This is a genomic window from Mucilaginibacter panaciglaebae, assembly GCF_039539265.1.
Taxonomy (GTDB): Bacteria; Bacteroidota; Bacteroidia; order Sphingobacteriales; family Sphingobacteriaceae; genus Mucilaginibacter; species Mucilaginibacter panaciglaebae.
Window position 1 is genome coordinate 246,377 of the sequence record NZ_BAABCV010000007.1, and the last position, 15,187, is coordinate 261,563.

Here is a 15,187-nt window from a genome sequence, read left to right on the forward strand (position 1 = left end):
GCCTTAGTTAAACTTTTTGCAGCAAAGGGTTATTGGCAGATCTAAGTGTAAATATCGTAATCTCTGGCAAAATTCCAACCCTGCCGGGGAAACCTAAAAAGCCATAGCCAACATTTACATACAATTGTTGATGGCCTTCATAATATATCCCTGCCCATTCTTTGTAAACGTATTCAACAGGGCTCCACTGAAAATGTTCAGTGCGTACGCCAAATTGCATGCCATGAGTATGGCCGGAAAACATCACATCTATTTGCGGATAATGTGGCAATATCTGCGCCCGCCAATGCGACGGGTCATGTGATAGCAGTAGGTTTACCGGTAAATCTTCAGTGCCTTTAATGGTGGGTTCCATTTTGCCATATTTAGGAAAACGGGTAAGCTCGCCCCAATTCTGGCAGCCTAAGATGCCGATATCTTCGTTTCCAATTTTAAGGCGGCGGTTCTCGTTCAACAGCAAGTCCCAGCCCATGTTTTTATGGGTGAGGATGAGGTTATCCAGGTTTTTCTTTTTGTCTGTGAGCGATGGCCATTTCTTGTAATAATCGCCATAATCATGATTACCCAAAATGGAGAACACACCCAGTGGCGCTTTTACTTTTTTAAAGATATCCTGGTACCCGTGCATTTCGTCGGTACGCTCGTTTACCAGGTCGCCGGTAAAAAATATCACATCAGGCTTCTGGCCAAGTAGCATTTCTACTCCGCCAAGTACACCTTTTTTGTTGTAAAAACTACCCGAATGGATGTCAGATATCTGCCCAATGGTTAAACCATCAAACGCTTTTGGCAGATTGGGCAGATACAAATTTTGTTTGCGCACCCGATAGTCATAAGCACCTGCAAGAATGCCCATGCCGATACCCGCCAACGGGACAATACCCGTAGCAAGCCCGGCTTTCATCAGGAATTCTGAACGAGGTATGGCGTGTGGTTTAGTTTTTGTTTGTCGCTTCGGTCGTGATCGTGCAATAAACCGCCGGATGTCATCCGCCAACATAAAAGGAAGGAATGCCACCTTCATGATCATTAGCACAAAAAACACCATTAAAAAACCTGCACGTACACCAACGGGCAGGTTTAAATATATGCTGCAAATGGTACCGGCTATGCTGGTTAAAGAAAATAGGGTGTAACCTAACCTGAATAAGCGATGGCCGACAATGCGCTTGTTTTTAAACGCCGCAACAAAGCCGCTAAATAAATATTGGTCAAATAACAGCAGGCCGCCACCAAGAAGAATTATAGAAAAAAGCTGACTTTGCATTTATAGTTAATAACGATCGTCATCAAGGTCCAGATCGTCGTCCTCATCGGGTTGCAAATTAAACAAACTGTTAAACATATCCGAAAAGGCAAAGCCATTATCCAAAAAACCCTTGCTTAGCTGTGAGAATTCGGCGAGACCATGTAGCACAAACTCCATCAGGATCAACTGCTGGCTCTCTACCAAACGTGGGTGAAACTGCTTAACCAGATCTTTTAATCCGGTTACAGATGTTAGTAATTTCTTATATTCAGCAAAAGGCAGATCGTCTAAAACAGCCAGCGTGTTGCCGTCGCTAAACCAGTTGATAATTTCAGCATATGGATTGGGCGCTTTAGCTTTCTTAGCTTTTTCAGGATCAGGAAAAAATTTCACCAGTAAAGTTTTAATGGCTTTGCCTATCAGGATGTTAGCCACTTTAGCGGGGCCTTCAAGTTCGCCCTCATAAACCAGTTCTATCTTACCGGTAATAGCCGGGATCACGCCCAAAAAGTCAGCTATCCTGACAAAAGTTTTATCCTCATGATTGACAATCATGCGGCGCTCGGCATTGCTTATCAGGTTTTCGTAAGCCGATATAGTGAGACGCGCAGATACCCCTGATTTTTTATCGATGTATTCTGAATTACGAGCCTCAAAAGCAATCTGCTCAACAAGGTCTTTCACTAAGCCATCAGCTTCAATGTTTACACGCTGTTCGTGAGTAAGCGATGCTTCTTGTTGGGTAATCTTACGTGAAATTTCTACAGAACGCGGATAGTGCGTCAGGATTTGGCTTTCGATACGGTCTTTCAGCGGCGTAACTATCGAGCCGCGGTTGGTATAATCTTCGGGATTGGCAGTAAATACAAACTGGATATCCAGCGGCAAACGCAATTTGAAACCGCGTATCTGAATGTCTCTTTCCTGCAAGATATTGAATAGCGAAACCTGTATACGCGCTTGCAAATCGGGCAACTCATTGATTACAAAAATGCCACGATGTGCACGTGGAATCAACCCGAAATGAATAACACGCTCGTCAGAATATGTTAGCTTTAACGTTGCAGCCTTGATGGGGTCGACATCGCCGATTAAATCGGCAACGGTAACATCGGGCGTAGCTAACTTTTCGGTATAGCGTTCGCTGCGATGTATCCATGCTATAGGGGTATCATCACCTTTTTCCTGAACGATGCTATGTCCGAACCATGATATCGGGTTCAACGGATCATCAAACAACTCTGATCCTTCAATATACGGTACGTACTCGTCCAGCAAATTAACCATCAGGCGCGCTATACGGGTTTTGGCCTGTCCGCGCAAGCCCAACAGCAAAATATTATGGCGCGACAGGATAGCAGTTTGCAGATCAGGGATTACGGTATCCTCAAAACCTACGATGCCCTCAAAACCGCCCTCTTCTTTCTTCTTAAGCTGGGTAATTAAATTTCGTCTTAACTCATCCTTGACTGATTCGCTTTTATAGCCGGTTTGCTTTAATTGACCAAGGGTTTTTATATCTGTTTTATTCATAAGTCTTTTAAATGTTTTGTCATCGAAAACGAGAGATCTATACATTGTTAGAATTGCGTGTGTATAGATTTTTTCGCTACGTCAAGAGAATAGTTCTCCCGATGGTCGAACTGACATTTATTCATTCATTTGCATATCTGCACATCTATCTCACATTCTTCCTTCTGTTCCTGGCATAATCCTCAAAAATGTATTCGCCAAGATTATTCAATGAGCTGTAAAATGCCTTGCCGCCATTGGTCTCTGTAAACTGGCGGACAAACTGCTGCAGGTATGGGTCCTTAGCTATCATAAATGTGGTAATAGGGATTTTTAACCGTTTGCACTGCGCAGCCATATTCAGTGTTTTGTTTACCACCTTACGGTCAAGGCCAATGCTGTTTTTGTAGTACCGGTTGCCTTCTTTTAAGCAAGTGGGCTTACCGTCGGTAATCATAAAGATTTGTTTGTTTGATGTTTTACGGCGACGCAGCAGATCAGTAGCCAGTTCTAAACCCGCGTAGGTATTAGTATGGTACGGGCCGACTTGAAGATAGGGCAGATCTTGCAGCGTAATCGGCCATGCATCATTACCAAACACTACAATATCTAAAGTATCCTTAGGATACTTGGTGCGAATAAGCTCGGCTAGTGCCATAGCCACCTTTTTTGCAGGGGTAATACGATCCTCGCCATACAGGATCATCGAGTGCGATATATCGATCATCAGCACGGTCGAGGTCAGGGTTTTATAGTCCATTTCTTCAACTTCCAGATCGCGCTCAGTCATCATAAAATCGCCTATGCCGTGGTTAACCTGTGCATTGTGGATAGACTGCGTCATGTCTATCTGATCCAGGCTATCGCCAAACTCAAATTCACGGCGCTCGGAGTTGCGCTCATCGCCCTGCCCGCTTTGAGGCGAGCGGTGATTGCCTTTGCCAGACTTTTTAAGCTTACCGAATATCTCTTCCAGTGCCGACTGCCTGATGCTTTGCTCCGTTTTAGCAGTAATGTTATAGCCGCCCTTCTGGCTATCATCGCTCAGGTAGCCTTTCTGCTTCAACTCGTCAATGAAATCACCGATGCCATATTCATCATTAGTTATCTTGTATTGTTTGTCCAGCTCATTAAGCCAGGCCAAAGCTTCGCCGGCATCGCCCGATGTATAGTTGAGCAACTCCAGGAATAACTTTAGTAATTCTTCAAATCCGCCTTTAGGGATTTGGTTGGGGGTAAACTTCGAAAATCCGAAACCACGCATACTATGCCTTTCAACAATAAAGTAACGGATTATTTTGGTCAAAAGTTTAAAGTTACCGGCATTAAGTTTCAATTGTTAGGCAGGGATGACAATGGTAGTGAATGGTGAGTAGTGCATGGTTGATTGTTGCTGTACTGTATCATGATACAGGTGAGGCAACGGCATCACACAAATTGTCGGCACGGTTGTTATTTAGTTATACTATGTACGAAGACATCCAACTAAACAACAACACGGCCATCCACAATTTTGAAATATTTGTAGATGAGCACCGGGCATTTATTGACTATAAAGAACGCGACGGCACGTATTTTCTGATCCATACCGAAGTGCCGCGTGAGTTGGAAGGCCATGGCGTAGCGGCCACGCTTGTAGAGAAAGTATTTAAATACCTGGAAGAAAATGATTTTAAAATGGTGCCTTATTGTGCATATATCAAAGCTTATTTAAAACGGCACCCCGAGTGGGAGCGATTAACCTGATGATTATGAAAACAATACTTACACTTATTTTACTGTGTGCATTGTTACCCCAATTTGCATTGGCACAAAAAGCCTACGATGCAGTACACTATCTAGGTAAGCAGGATGGCCAAATTTTTCGGTTGACATTAGGCAATGGTTATCTTGCAGCCAGTAAGATCAAATTATTGCCTGCAAACGGAAAACCGATAATTTTTAACCCTGATAGCGCTATACCTGATGACAAGGATCAGTTAACTTTTCATGCCAAAGGCCATACAGATTACTTAATCATGAATAACATGAAGGAAAGTTATGACAGTTCGCCAGAGACAATGGTTGGTCGTTACTGGTCAGGTCAAAGATGGGCGGCGGTTGAGTTTGTTTTAGGGCGATAGCTTAACGGGCAGCCATCAGATCAACAATGCCGTCAACATATCTCGGCGTAGCGCCACGTTTGCCGGCTACATAAGCTCCGACCGCACATGCGCGTTCAAGTACTTGCTGCATCGGCAATTTATTTAACAGGCCAATAATAAATGTCGCCAGAAATGAATCGCCGGCGCCTACGGTATCGGCAACCTTAACTTCAAAGCCCGGGTGCTCATAAAACTCATGGTCATGCCAAACGATGGCGCCATGCGCGCCGCGTGTAACACAAATGGTTTGCGCGTGATATTTTTTTCGAAACTCGGTGATCTTTTCTTTCAGATCGCCTTTTTTTGTATTGATAAGCAGGTCAGCCTCTTCCTCGTTCATCTTTACTACATCGGCGCGTGCCGCCAGCGTTTCAATGGTTTGCAAAGTATAATGCGGCGGGCGCAGGTTCACATCAAATACTTTTAGTGCATTGGTGTCATTCAATAGGCTTAAAAGGGTATCGTGCGTGGTATTACCCCTGCAAACCAGACTGCCAAACACTATAGCCCGCGCGCTTTTAGCGCATTTGCTAAGCGCGGCTTTAGGTTTAATATTATCCCATGATACCGGCTGCGGAATGATATATGTAGCTTGTTGCTGCTCATCCAACTGTACAGTAACTTCGCAGGTAGGCAGTGTTTCGTCGCGCTGGATGAGGTCGCCGAACAGACCATTGTCTTTTAAGAAATTAACAAGTTCATCTCCTGAAGCATCAATACCCACGCTGCTGCCAAAAGCCACCCTTGCACCTTGCTGGTTGAGATGAAATGCCACATTCATGGTAGCGCCGCCCGCTACTTTCTCTTTGCCAAAGGCGTCCCACAAAACCTCGCCTAAACATAGTATACTCTGCTTCATAAAAACGGATTTGAACCTGGGCCAAAGCTAACAGATAATCGTTATATTAGATCATGAAAAAACATTTGCTGGCTGTTATCTTTATGTTAAGTGCCGTTGCGTTTGTGCAAGCGCAAAACCGCCAAGCCATCATCAACGTAATGAACACGCAGCGCGAAGCCTGGAACCGCGGCGACCTGGAAGGCTTTATGCAAGGCTACTGGAGATCTGATTCGTTGATGTTTGTCGGTAAAACTGCGCCTACTTACGGCTGGCAAAATACACTGAACAATTACAAACGCGGGTATCCCGACAAGGCAGCTATGGGTATACTTACTTTCGATATTCTGAAAGTGGATGTATTAGACACCAAGAATGCTTTTGTATTTGGCGGATGGCATGTAAAGCAAGCAACCAAAATGCTGGAAGGATATTATACGCTTTGGTTTAAGAAGATTAATGGCAAATGGGTAATAGTGTGTGATCATACGAGTTAGAAGACAACGTCATGCGGAATTTTTTGGCATGCCTTTCTAACTTACTATCACGTCATTGCGAGGGACGAAGCAACAGGTCGAAATTACGGTACGCTAACTTCGACTAGTTAAAGGTTAGGTGTCGTAATCAGTTTATTAGAGCAAATCAGCTCTCGTATTTTTTCTACCATTTCAGACGTTCTCCAGCCAATGCTATCTAAATAAAGATATGCTATCTTGGTGCGCCTTCAGCCAAAGCTTTGTCTGCACGTTTAAAGGCCAGTTGTTCTTTCCAGTTCATATACCGCGCTCTAAAGTTTTTTTTCATTATATCGTCAAACTTGCGCTGTATGGTTAGATTGTATAGGCTTTTTGCTTTAACAGCCCACGATTTATCCCAGGCACGCAGTGAGATAGAAAATGAGCCATCAAGGTATTTCATCCAATGCCAGTAGCCGGTGGGCATAAACAGCGTATCACCATGTTCAAGGAACATCTCATAACCCTCAATTCCATCTAAAGCCGGAAACTTTGTAAAGTCAGGGTTTTCAATATCGTAATCCTCCAAAGCATAGGTGGCAAACGGGATTTTATATAAACGTTCGCTCCATCTGTTATCAAACAAAATAACATGCTTGCGGCCATTAAAATGCGTATGAAAGATATGGGCCAGATCGATATCATAATGCATAAAAGTGATCGATCCGGCGCCACCGAAAAACATAGTAGGATATTTATCCAGGAAACCACCCATCAAATCGCTTGGCGAGCGGTAATCGTCCAGTAATCTTGGTGCTTGTTTAATAGGGTCGAACAGAAATATACGCAGGTCGGTTGGTTGTTTTTGTATCAGGTCAATATAATCCCCAAACTTCATTTCGGCAGCCGATGCATTGATGGGTTTTGAAGGGTCGGCCTTTGAGCTGTCATAAAGCGGAACGATTTGATCACCAACGGCTTCTTTCAAATAATCAAAGGTCCATTTTTTTAAAGCGGGCCAGCTTTCGGTCGCCTTGCGGATAACCAGAGGCTTGCGCGGCTTTAAATAATTATTAACAAAATCTTCTTTTGATATAGTGTCAACCCGATCAATCGGAGTTAAAATGATCCCCATGTTTGCAATTAATTAACATGCAAAACTAAACTAAACCAATAAGGAAGGAAGATTGACGCTTAACTTTATGAGATTAGAGTGACAAAAAAGCCCGATGCAAAAGCACCGGGCGCCCTTTTGACTGAGTTGTCTCAGTTTATATTTATGGTACGGTTTCCAATTCGACTAACGAACTACGTCAATTGCTTACCGCTAACCATAAATGTCGTTATTTAGGCATCAATACTGTATTTATTACATGAATTATGCCATTACTCTGATTTACGTCGGCAATGGTTATCCACGATTTACTTCCTTTTTCGTCAACCAGATATAATTTTTTGCCCTCTGCCTTCACCCACAATTTACCGCCCTGCACGGTAGTTAATTCGCCTTTGCCTGCTTTAACTTTTGCCCACAGGTCGGCCGAGTTTAATTTACCCGCCACGACATGATACGTCAGGATTTTGACCAGGGTTGCCTTGTTCGCAGGCCTCACTAAATTTTCAACGGTACCCTTCGGTAGTTTGTCAAAAGCTTCATTAGTAGGAGCGAATACAGTGAATGGCCCTTTGCCTTCTAAAGTCCCTGCCAGGCCGGCTGCTTTAACAGCTGCAACCAAGGTAGTATGGTCTTTTGAGTTCATGGCATTTTCAACAATGTTTCTGGCAGGATACATGGCGGCCCCACCTACCATTTTGGTTTGAGCGAAAGTTTTAGAAGAAATTGTAATAGCTGCCAAAGCAAGCGCTGTGATAATTAGTTTTTTCATGATTTTGTTTGATAATGTTGTTTGCTGGAAGATACGGCGACAACAGAAAGGCAGATTTAAAATTGTTATAACCGGCAGTTATAAGTAATAGAAAACCAAATCAATTATCAATGCGTAAGTACGCGCCTTTATAAAAAGCGCAATTGTGAGTACAACCGTCTAGAAAAACAGTTCGGCAGCGATATGGTCGGCGTAGTGTTTGCCGGTTTGAGTAAGGGTGATTTTATTTTGATTTTGGGCGATCCAGCCTTTCTCAAGATAAGGCAGCGCGGTTTTACTCAACTCGGTAGCGGTGCCTGCGGCGATGTTATTTAAAGCTTCCAGATCCAACCCCCAGCTGGTACGTAGTGAGGTCATGATATATTCATTCAGACGATTGGTTTCGGTAAGTTCCTCTATTTCGGCAGGTAGCTTATCCGTCATTACCGACTGGATGTATTTGGCATTATTCGCAATGTTCCACTGCCGTATTTCTCCGTTGTAAGAATGCGCCGACGGGCCTATACCCAAATAGCTAATGCCGCGCCAGTAATTAGAGTTGTGTCGACTGTAATGGCCAGGTTTGCAGAAATTAGATATTTCATAATGCTCAAAGCCGCGGGTTTGCATGGCATCCATGAGGTATGTAAACTGCGCGGCACTTTGTTGCTCGCTCATAGCCGGCTGTTTGCGGTTACGGATGAATGAGGCCAGGGCTGTTTGGGGCTCGACGGTCATGGAATAAGCCGATACATGTGGTATTTCGAGCTCAAAAACTTTGTTAAGGTTATGCTTCCATTTAGTGTCGGTAAGCAAAGGGTAGCCATAGATAAGATCGGCCGTTATATTTTCAAAACCTGCGTCCTGTGCGCGTTTTATGGAAGCTTCTGCTTCCGGAGCACGATGTACCCGGTTCATCCATTGCAAATCATCATCAAAAAATGACTGCAAACCGATGCTGAAACGATTAACCGGCGTTTGTCGCAAAGCGTGAACTTTGGCTTTGTCCAGGTCATCAGGATTGGCCTCAAGTGTGATTTCGGCGTCTGCAGATACAGCATGCAATTGGGTAATGGTATCAAGCAGTAAATTGATATCCTCTGTAGCTAATATAGATGGTGTCCCACCGCCGAAATAAATGGTCTCAATGGTTTGGCCCTGCAAATAATCTTTTTGCAAATGCAGCTCTTTTACCAGCGCCTGCAGCAGATCATCCTTATACTTTAACGAGGTGCTGAAATGGAAATTGCAGTAATGGCAAGCCTGTTTGCAGAAAGGGATATGTAGGTAGATGCCGGCCATTGCGCAAAGGTACGGTTTCTGATTATCTTGTGTCCGAAATTTAATTATCCCTTGCTTTAATCGTTTAAAGTAATAGCTTTGTCTTAACCAATTATTAAAATCTTCATGAAAAAAGTAGGACTCAAGGATATTGCTGAACACGTTGGCGTGTCTATAGCCCTGGTGTCGTACGTCCTAAACGGGCAGGCGGAGCAAAAGCAGGTTAGCAAGGGAAATGCTGAAAAGATCAAAAAAGCCGCCGAAGAACTTAACTATCGCCCTAACCAAATTGCAAAGAGCTTAAAGATGCTTAAAACGCACACCATTGGTCTAGTGGTGGCCGATATTAATTATCGCTTCAGTACCGGTATAACCCGCGCTATTGAGGCCGAGGCTAAAAAAGCTAATTATACGGTACTATTCGGTAGCTCGAACGAGAGTGGGGATACTTTTGAAGAATTGGTAAACGCGCTCATTAACCGCCAGGTGGATGGTTTGATATTAGTGCCTGTCGAGAACTCTCAGCCGCAGATCAGGATGTTGCAAAAATCGGGGGTGCCTTTTGTGCTGCTCGATCGGTATTTTCCCGAAGTCCAGGCCAACTACATTGCCCTGGATAACTATAAAGCTGCTTATGATGCTACTACTTACCTGATTAAACAAGGCCATAAGCGCATTGCATTTTTTAATTATCAAACGACATTTTATCATTTACATCAACGTAACCAGGGTTATTTAGATGCGTTGAAAGATAACGGCATTGAATTTAAAAAACATTGGCTCTGGCAGGTTAACAGCGGTGACAGAGCCGGAGATATCAAGTTTGGGCTGGAGACGATATTAAATCACCACGAACCCTGCGACGCTGCATTTTTTGCTACGGATACTTTAGCCATCAACGGATTAAAATATTTAAACAAACATAACATTAACGTTCCGGGACAACTATCAGTAATCAGCTTTGACGAGTCGGAAGCTTTTGAGTTGTTTTATTGTCCGGTAACGCATTTGAGGCAACCGTTGGAGCAAATGGGTAAAGCCGCGGTGGAGACGCTGGTTGGACTAATTGATCATGATAAAATAAGCAGGCAAGTGAGTTTACAATCGAGGCTGGTATTAGGTAAATCGTGTAGGGAATAATTTTTTTGGGTGGAGCTTTAAACGTTTAAAGTATCTGCTTGTCATTGCGAGCGAGGAATGAGCGTGGCAATCGCAAGGAGAAAAGTAAGGCATAAATAGTTCGCGATTGCCACGCTTCGCTCGCAATGACATGACTAATAAATCTAAAGAAAAGATAAATGAAACCAACAAAAACAAGATCTAACGTGCTGCTCATCTCGGTGGTGGCGGCTACCGGCGGACTGCTTTTCGGGTTCGATACCGGGGTGATATCCGGTGCCCTGCCTTTTATGAAAGAGTACTGGAAACTGCCCGACTCCAGCCTGGAATGGGTGACTACTACGGTACTTATCGGTGCGGTTATCGGTGCTATTTCAAGCGGTAAATTGTCAGACTACCTGGGCCGTAAAAAAATGATCATCATTAACGCCATCATTTTTGCAATAGGGGCGGTGGGCTGTACCTACGCCAGCAATATTGATTTTTTGATGGCGATGCGCGTTATAATTGGCATAGCCATCGGCATCACCTCGTACGTAGTGCCTATGTACATTGCCGAGATAGCCCCAACCCGTCGCCGCGGGGCTATGGTTACTTTAAACCAACTCATGATCACCATCGGTATATTGGTATCCTATATAACCGACTATCTGTTAGGCAACGATGCCAACCTGCAATCATGGCGATGGATGTTTTTTGTGGGATTGTTCCCGGCACTGATCCTGCTCATTGGTATGTTCTTCCTGCCCGAAACACCCCGCTGGCTCATCAGCAAAAACCGCTGGACCGAGGGGGAAGCCGTACTTAATAAAGTTGAAGACCCCGACCTGATCCAACAAACGCTGGCCGACTTGAAACGGGATATCGAACTCAACGCCAAAAATAAAGCCGGCAGCAGCGAGATACTGAAACCCTGGCTGCGCCCGGCGCTGATTATTACTGTGGGTATATTCTTCTTTCAGCAGTTTTCGGGTGTAAATACCATCATTTATTATTCGCCTATCATATTCAAAATGGCGGGTATTGTCAGCAATACCGAGTCTATTCTGCCGGCTATTATCATCGGCACGGTGAATGTGCTGGCTTGCTTTGTGTCGGTGATCTTGCTGGATAAAGTCGGTCGCCGCAAATTGTACATGATAGGCATTTGGGGCATGATACCATCACTGGCTTTGCTGGGTATTTGCTTCCATTTTAAAGAGGCGTTAGGCGCCAGTCTGCCGGTTTTTGCCGTGTTGAGCATTGTTTGCTATATCGTTTTCATCGCTATAAGTCTGGCTCCATTGGGTTGGCTATTAATATCCGAGGTATTTCCACTAAATGTCCGTGGTGTGGGTATGAGTATCGGCTCGCTGTCGCATTGGGGTTTTAATGCAATAGTAGCTTTTACTTTCTTTAAACTGGTTAACGCGTTTGGCGTGTCGCAAACGTTCTTTTTTTATTCGGCGGTATGTCTGATAGGAATGTTTTGGGGCAGATATTATATCCCTGAAACCAAAGGTAAATCGCTCGAAGAAATTGAGGAACACTGGCGCAAAGGAGGCAGCCCGCGGGATTTGTAAAGTATCACCAACTAACAATTTTGTCATGCTGAGTAGTAGAATCACCGGGGACTGTAAAGATGAAACTGACAATGGTTTTATTTTTTGTCATCCCGACCGTAGGGAGAGATCTATACACACGCTAAGCATGGTGTGGATGTCCGTGTATAGATTTCTCGCCATGCTCGAAAAGACAGTTATTTTTTTGTCATGGGTAGATAGCGAAGGATCTGCAAACTTTGCTTAAACACTCGGCAGATTCTTCGCTATGCTGCCAATGACAAATAGGGTATAAATTATTTAAAAATCACACATACATGAAAAAATACATCTTATTAATCACACTCGCTTTAGGAACTATCAGCCTCAAAGCCCAAAAACTTGGCGTTAAGTACGACCCTGCTATCCAATCAACCAAAAACCTGCAATACTGGCGGCCCAAAGGCAATTTGTTTGTAGGCGACTGTATGCCTTTTTACAAAGACGGCCAGTTTTCGATGTACTGGCTGCTTGACTCGGCGCACCACGCCAGCCTGGGCGGATTGGGCGGCCACCAATGGGTATTGAGCACCACTACCGACTTGAAAAACTGGAAACAGAATCCTATTGTGTTAGGTATAGATGAGCCCTGGGAAAAATCTATCTGCACCGGCTCTGTAGTTTATTACAAGAATAAGTACTACGCGTTTTATGCTACGCGATTGGTGAACGACGGCAAGATCAACGAGCAATTAAGCTATGCCATAAGCAATGACGGCATCCATTTCGACAAACAGAAACCTAACCCGTTCTATACCTCGGCGCCCGGTTACAGCAAGCGCGATTTTAGGGACCCTAAAGTTTTTGTAGATGAAAAGACCGGCGAGTTTCACCTGTTTGTGGCCAGTTGGAAAGAGAATACGGCATTGCGCCATGCTGGCGGCAGCCTGGTACATATGGTATCAAAAAACCTGAAAAACTGGACTGTATTAGCCCCGGTACTTACAGGCCAGGGTTCTGTGCCTGAATGCCCCGACTATTTCTTGTGGAATGGCTGGTATTACCTGGTTTATGGCGACGGCGGCGATACTTATTATGTGATGTCGCGCAGCCCGTATGGGCCATGGAAAGAGCCAAGATACCAGGCTTTGAACGAGTCGTGGGTGAATGTGGCTAAGACCGCAGCCTTTAAAAATGGCCGTCGGATTGTAGGTGCCTGGATACCAAGCCGCGACCAGAATAAAGATGACCGTGGCGAGCGTTTCGGCGGCAACATGATCTTCCGCGAGGTGAAACAAGAAGCGGATGGTACTTTGTCTACGAGTTTCCCCCAAGAGATGATACCGGCCAGTGATGCACCTGTAAATTCAAGTATAGTTGCCGATGTTGATGCTAAAGAGGATGCTGCGGACGGCGTATCCATCAGCACTACCAGCGGCATGGGTTCTGCGCACCTGGATAATGTGCCGCTTAATTGCCGCATCACTATGGAGATTGACCCTGATACACCAATTGCCGAATATGGGTTTTATTTAAGAGCCGACGATCAGGCAGATCATGGCTATCGGGTAGATTTTTTGGCAGGCGACAAAGACGTTTGGCTGGGCAACACCATGATCCGCGTGGTTGAAGGTTTGGACAAACCCATGAAGCTTGATATTATCATGAAGGATGACATTATCGATATGAACATTAATGGTAAACGTTGCGTTGTGAACCGCTGTCCTGAGCAAAAAGGTAGTCAGCTATACTTTTTTGCCAAACATGGTAATGTTAAATTTAAGTCGATTAAAGTTAGTCCGCTTAAAGAAGATTAGTATGCTGTTAGGATTTGATATTGGCGGCACCAAATGTGCCGTGGTTTTGGGGAAGGTATCTGGCGACAGCCTGGATATTGTTGACAAAGTATCTATGCCTACCACGCAGCCGCCTTATGAAATGATCGAAGCGCTGTTTACCACGGCGGAAGCTCTACTGGCTAAACACGGTCTAAGTAACGACGGTCTGGCAGGTATTGGCATTAGCTGCGGTGGTCCGCTAAGCAGTAATAAGGGGCTTATACTATCGCCCCCTAATCTGCCGGGCTGGGATAAGATTCCTATAGTGAAAATGACCGGCGAACGTTTTGGCCACAACGCCCTGCTGCAAAACGATGCCAACGCCTGCGCAGTAGCCGAGTGGAAATATGGCGCCGGCAAGGGGTTTGAAAATGTGATCTTTTTGACCTTTGGCACCGGCATGGGCGCGGGACTTATATTGAATGGCAGACTGTACTCGGGCACATCAGATTTTGCGGGCGAGGTGGGACATTTGCGCCTGTCGGACATGGGGCCGGTAGGTTTTGGCAAAGCCGGTTCATTTGAGGGTTGGTGCAGCGGCGGCGGTATTGCGCAGCTGGCGCAGATCAAAGTGCGCGAAAGGTTACAGGTGGGCGAGAAGGTGTCTTTTTGCGATAGCCTGGATGACGTGGGGAAACTCACCGCCAAGACCGTAGCCGAAGCCGCACACGGTGGCGATGAACTGGCTATTGATATCTACAATACCTGCGCTGAATACCTGGGCAGGGGATTGTCTTTACTGATCGATATTCTAAATCCGCAAGTAATTATCATGGGCAGCATTTATGGCCGGGCCAAGTCTTTGTTAGACGATCGGATGATGCAGGTAATACATCGCGAAGCTTACATTGGCGCTCACGAAGTTTGCCGGATAGTGCCCGCGGGTTTGGGTGAAAATATCGGAGATATGGCAGCGCTGAGTTTGGCAGTGATGAGTAAGGAGTGATATATTATCTGATGTTATCCCGAACGAAGCAAGAACCCCCGCGACAGGCCCGAAGTTTTCGACTTCGTCCTAAATGCAGCGAGCTGCCTGCCGGTTAAGCTGAAAGCTTAATATTTTAGAGGCAAGGATTGAATAGTGAGGTAATGATTGGTGAAGGGCCGGTTATGTGATGATCCAGGTGAATGTAGATCACTTGGATCATTTGGATCACTTAAAAAATACAACTGGTTTAAAATGAGCTGATTAAATATTTTAGTTCTGAAATTTGGATCAGTTTGGATCACTTTTCCTGACTGACCCGTCCTGAAAAAAGTTTACAGATTTGGTTGTTAATACTTAATTGAATTTACACTTTTAATTTAGTACTGAAATAAGTTTACACTATTTATCTGTCGATAGCTACCTTCATTTCGCTAGTGG

Annotated in this window: 14 protein-coding genes; 7 read left to right on the plus strand and 7 right to left on the minus strand. The window is 44.7% G+C overall.

The annotated features are described in order from the left end of the window. Positions 1 to 7: 7 nt before the first annotated feature. The 3 genes from ABD772_RS11610 to ABD772_RS11620 all read right to left on the minus strand — a co-directional run bounded on the left by ABD772_RS11610 (position 8) and on the right by ABD772_RS11620 (position 4,025). On the minus strand, positions 8 to 1,267 hold the full coding sequence (locus ABD772_RS11610) for a metallophosphoesterase (RefSeq protein ID WP_345104343.1): 1,260 nt from the start codon (positions 1,265 to 1,267) through the stop codon (positions 8 to 10). 6 nt (positions 1,268 to 1,273) lie between these two features. Beyond that, positions 1,274 to 2,782, minus strand: a complete 1,509-nt coding sequence (locus tag ABD772_RS11615; protein ID WP_345104345.1) for a sigma 54-interacting transcriptional regulator — start codon at positions 2,780 to 2,782, stop codon at positions 1,274 to 1,276. 145 nt (positions 2,783 to 2,927) lie between these two features. Next, on the minus strand, positions 2,928 to 4,025 hold the full coding sequence (locus ABD772_RS11620) for a vWA domain-containing protein (RefSeq protein ID WP_345104376.1): 1,098 nt from the start codon (positions 4,023 to 4,025) through the stop codon (positions 2,928 to 2,930). 203 nt (positions 4,026 to 4,228) lie between these two features. Between ABD772_RS11620 and ABD772_RS11625 the strand changes: the two genes are divergently transcribed. Together ABD772_RS11625 and ABD772_RS11630 are read left to right on the plus strand one after the other, a co-directional pair. After that, positions 4,229 to 4,507: a GNAT family N-acetyltransferase gene (locus ABD772_RS11625; protein WP_345104348.1), complete on the plus strand. Its 279-nt coding sequence runs from the start codon at positions 4,229 to 4,231 to the stop codon at positions 4,505 to 4,507. A gap of 5 nt (positions 4,508 to 4,512) precedes the next feature. Then, positions 4,513 to 4,884, plus strand: coding sequence for a hypothetical protein (locus tag ABD772_RS11630; protein WP_345104350.1), 372 nt, complete (start codon positions 4,513 to 4,515; stop codon positions 4,882 to 4,884). A gap of 1 nt (position 4,885) precedes the next feature. Here the strand turns inward: ABD772_RS11630 and ABD772_RS11635 are convergent, their stop codons facing one another. After that, positions 4,886 to 5,764: a carbohydrate kinase family protein gene (locus ABD772_RS11635; RefSeq protein ID WP_345104353.1), complete on the minus strand. Its 879-nt coding sequence runs from the start codon at positions 5,762 to 5,764 to the stop codon at positions 4,886 to 4,888. A 53-nt stretch (positions 5,765 to 5,817) separates the two neighbouring features. Between ABD772_RS11635 and ABD772_RS11640 the strand changes: the two genes are divergently transcribed. Next, a complete protein-coding gene (locus ABD772_RS11640) occupies positions 5,818 to 6,240 on the plus strand; it encodes a YybH family protein (protein ID WP_345104356.1) in 423 nt (140 codons plus the stop codon). A 211-nt stretch (positions 6,241 to 6,451) separates the two neighbouring features. Here ABD772_RS11640 and ABD772_RS11645 read toward each other — a convergent pair whose 3' ends face one another. The 3 genes from ABD772_RS11645 to hemW form a co-directional block, all read right to left on the minus strand. Further along, complete coding sequence (locus ABD772_RS11645) at positions 6,452 to 7,333, minus strand: cupin-like domain-containing protein (protein WP_345104359.1); 882 nt, start codon at positions 7,331 to 7,333, stop codon at positions 6,452 to 6,454. Between the two features lie 208 nt (positions 7,334 to 7,541). Continuing rightward, complete coding sequence (locus ABD772_RS11650) at positions 7,542 to 8,084, minus strand: fasciclin domain-containing protein (RefSeq protein ID WP_345104362.1); 543 nt, start codon at positions 8,082 to 8,084, stop codon at positions 7,542 to 7,544. A gap of 159 nt (positions 8,085 to 8,243) precedes the next feature. Continuing rightward, a complete protein-coding gene (gene hemW / locus ABD772_RS11655; RefSeq protein WP_345104364.1) occupies positions 8,244 to 9,365 on the minus strand; it encodes a radical SAM family heme chaperone HemW in 1,122 nt (373 codons plus the stop codon). 105 nt (positions 9,366 to 9,470) lie between these two features. Here hemW and ABD772_RS11660 point away from each other — a divergent pair, with 105 nt between their 5' ends. The 4 genes from ABD772_RS11660 to ABD772_RS11675 all read left to right on the plus strand — a co-directional run bounded on the left by ABD772_RS11660 (position 9,471) and on the right by ABD772_RS11675 (position 14,767). Beyond that, positions 9,471 to 10,484 carry a LacI family DNA-binding transcriptional regulator gene (locus ABD772_RS11660; RefSeq protein ID WP_345104367.1) on the plus strand — a complete coding sequence of 338 codons (1,014 nt, stop codon included), beginning with the start codon at positions 9,471 to 9,473 and terminating at the stop codon, positions 10,482 to 10,484. A gap of 158 nt (positions 10,485 to 10,642) precedes the next feature. Continuing rightward, positions 10,643 to 12,025 carry a sugar porter family MFS transporter gene (locus ABD772_RS11665; protein ID WP_345104368.1) on the plus strand — a complete coding sequence of 461 codons (1,383 nt, stop codon included), beginning with the start codon at positions 10,643 to 10,645 and terminating at the stop codon, positions 12,023 to 12,025. A 296-nt stretch (positions 12,026 to 12,321) separates the two neighbouring features. Continuing rightward, the gene (locus ABD772_RS11670) at positions 12,322 to 13,800 is read left to right on the plus strand and encodes a family 43 glycosylhydrolase (protein ID WP_345104370.1); all 1,479 of its coding nucleotides are present in this window, start codon (positions 12,322 to 12,324) and stop codon (positions 13,798 to 13,800) included. Between the two features lies 1 nt (position 13,801). Next, the gene (locus tag ABD772_RS11675) at positions 13,802 to 14,767 is read left to right on the plus strand and encodes an ROK family protein (protein WP_345104373.1); all 966 of its coding nucleotides are present in this window, start codon (positions 13,802 to 13,804) and stop codon (positions 14,765 to 14,767) included. Positions 14,768 to 15,187 lie beyond the last annotated feature (420 nt).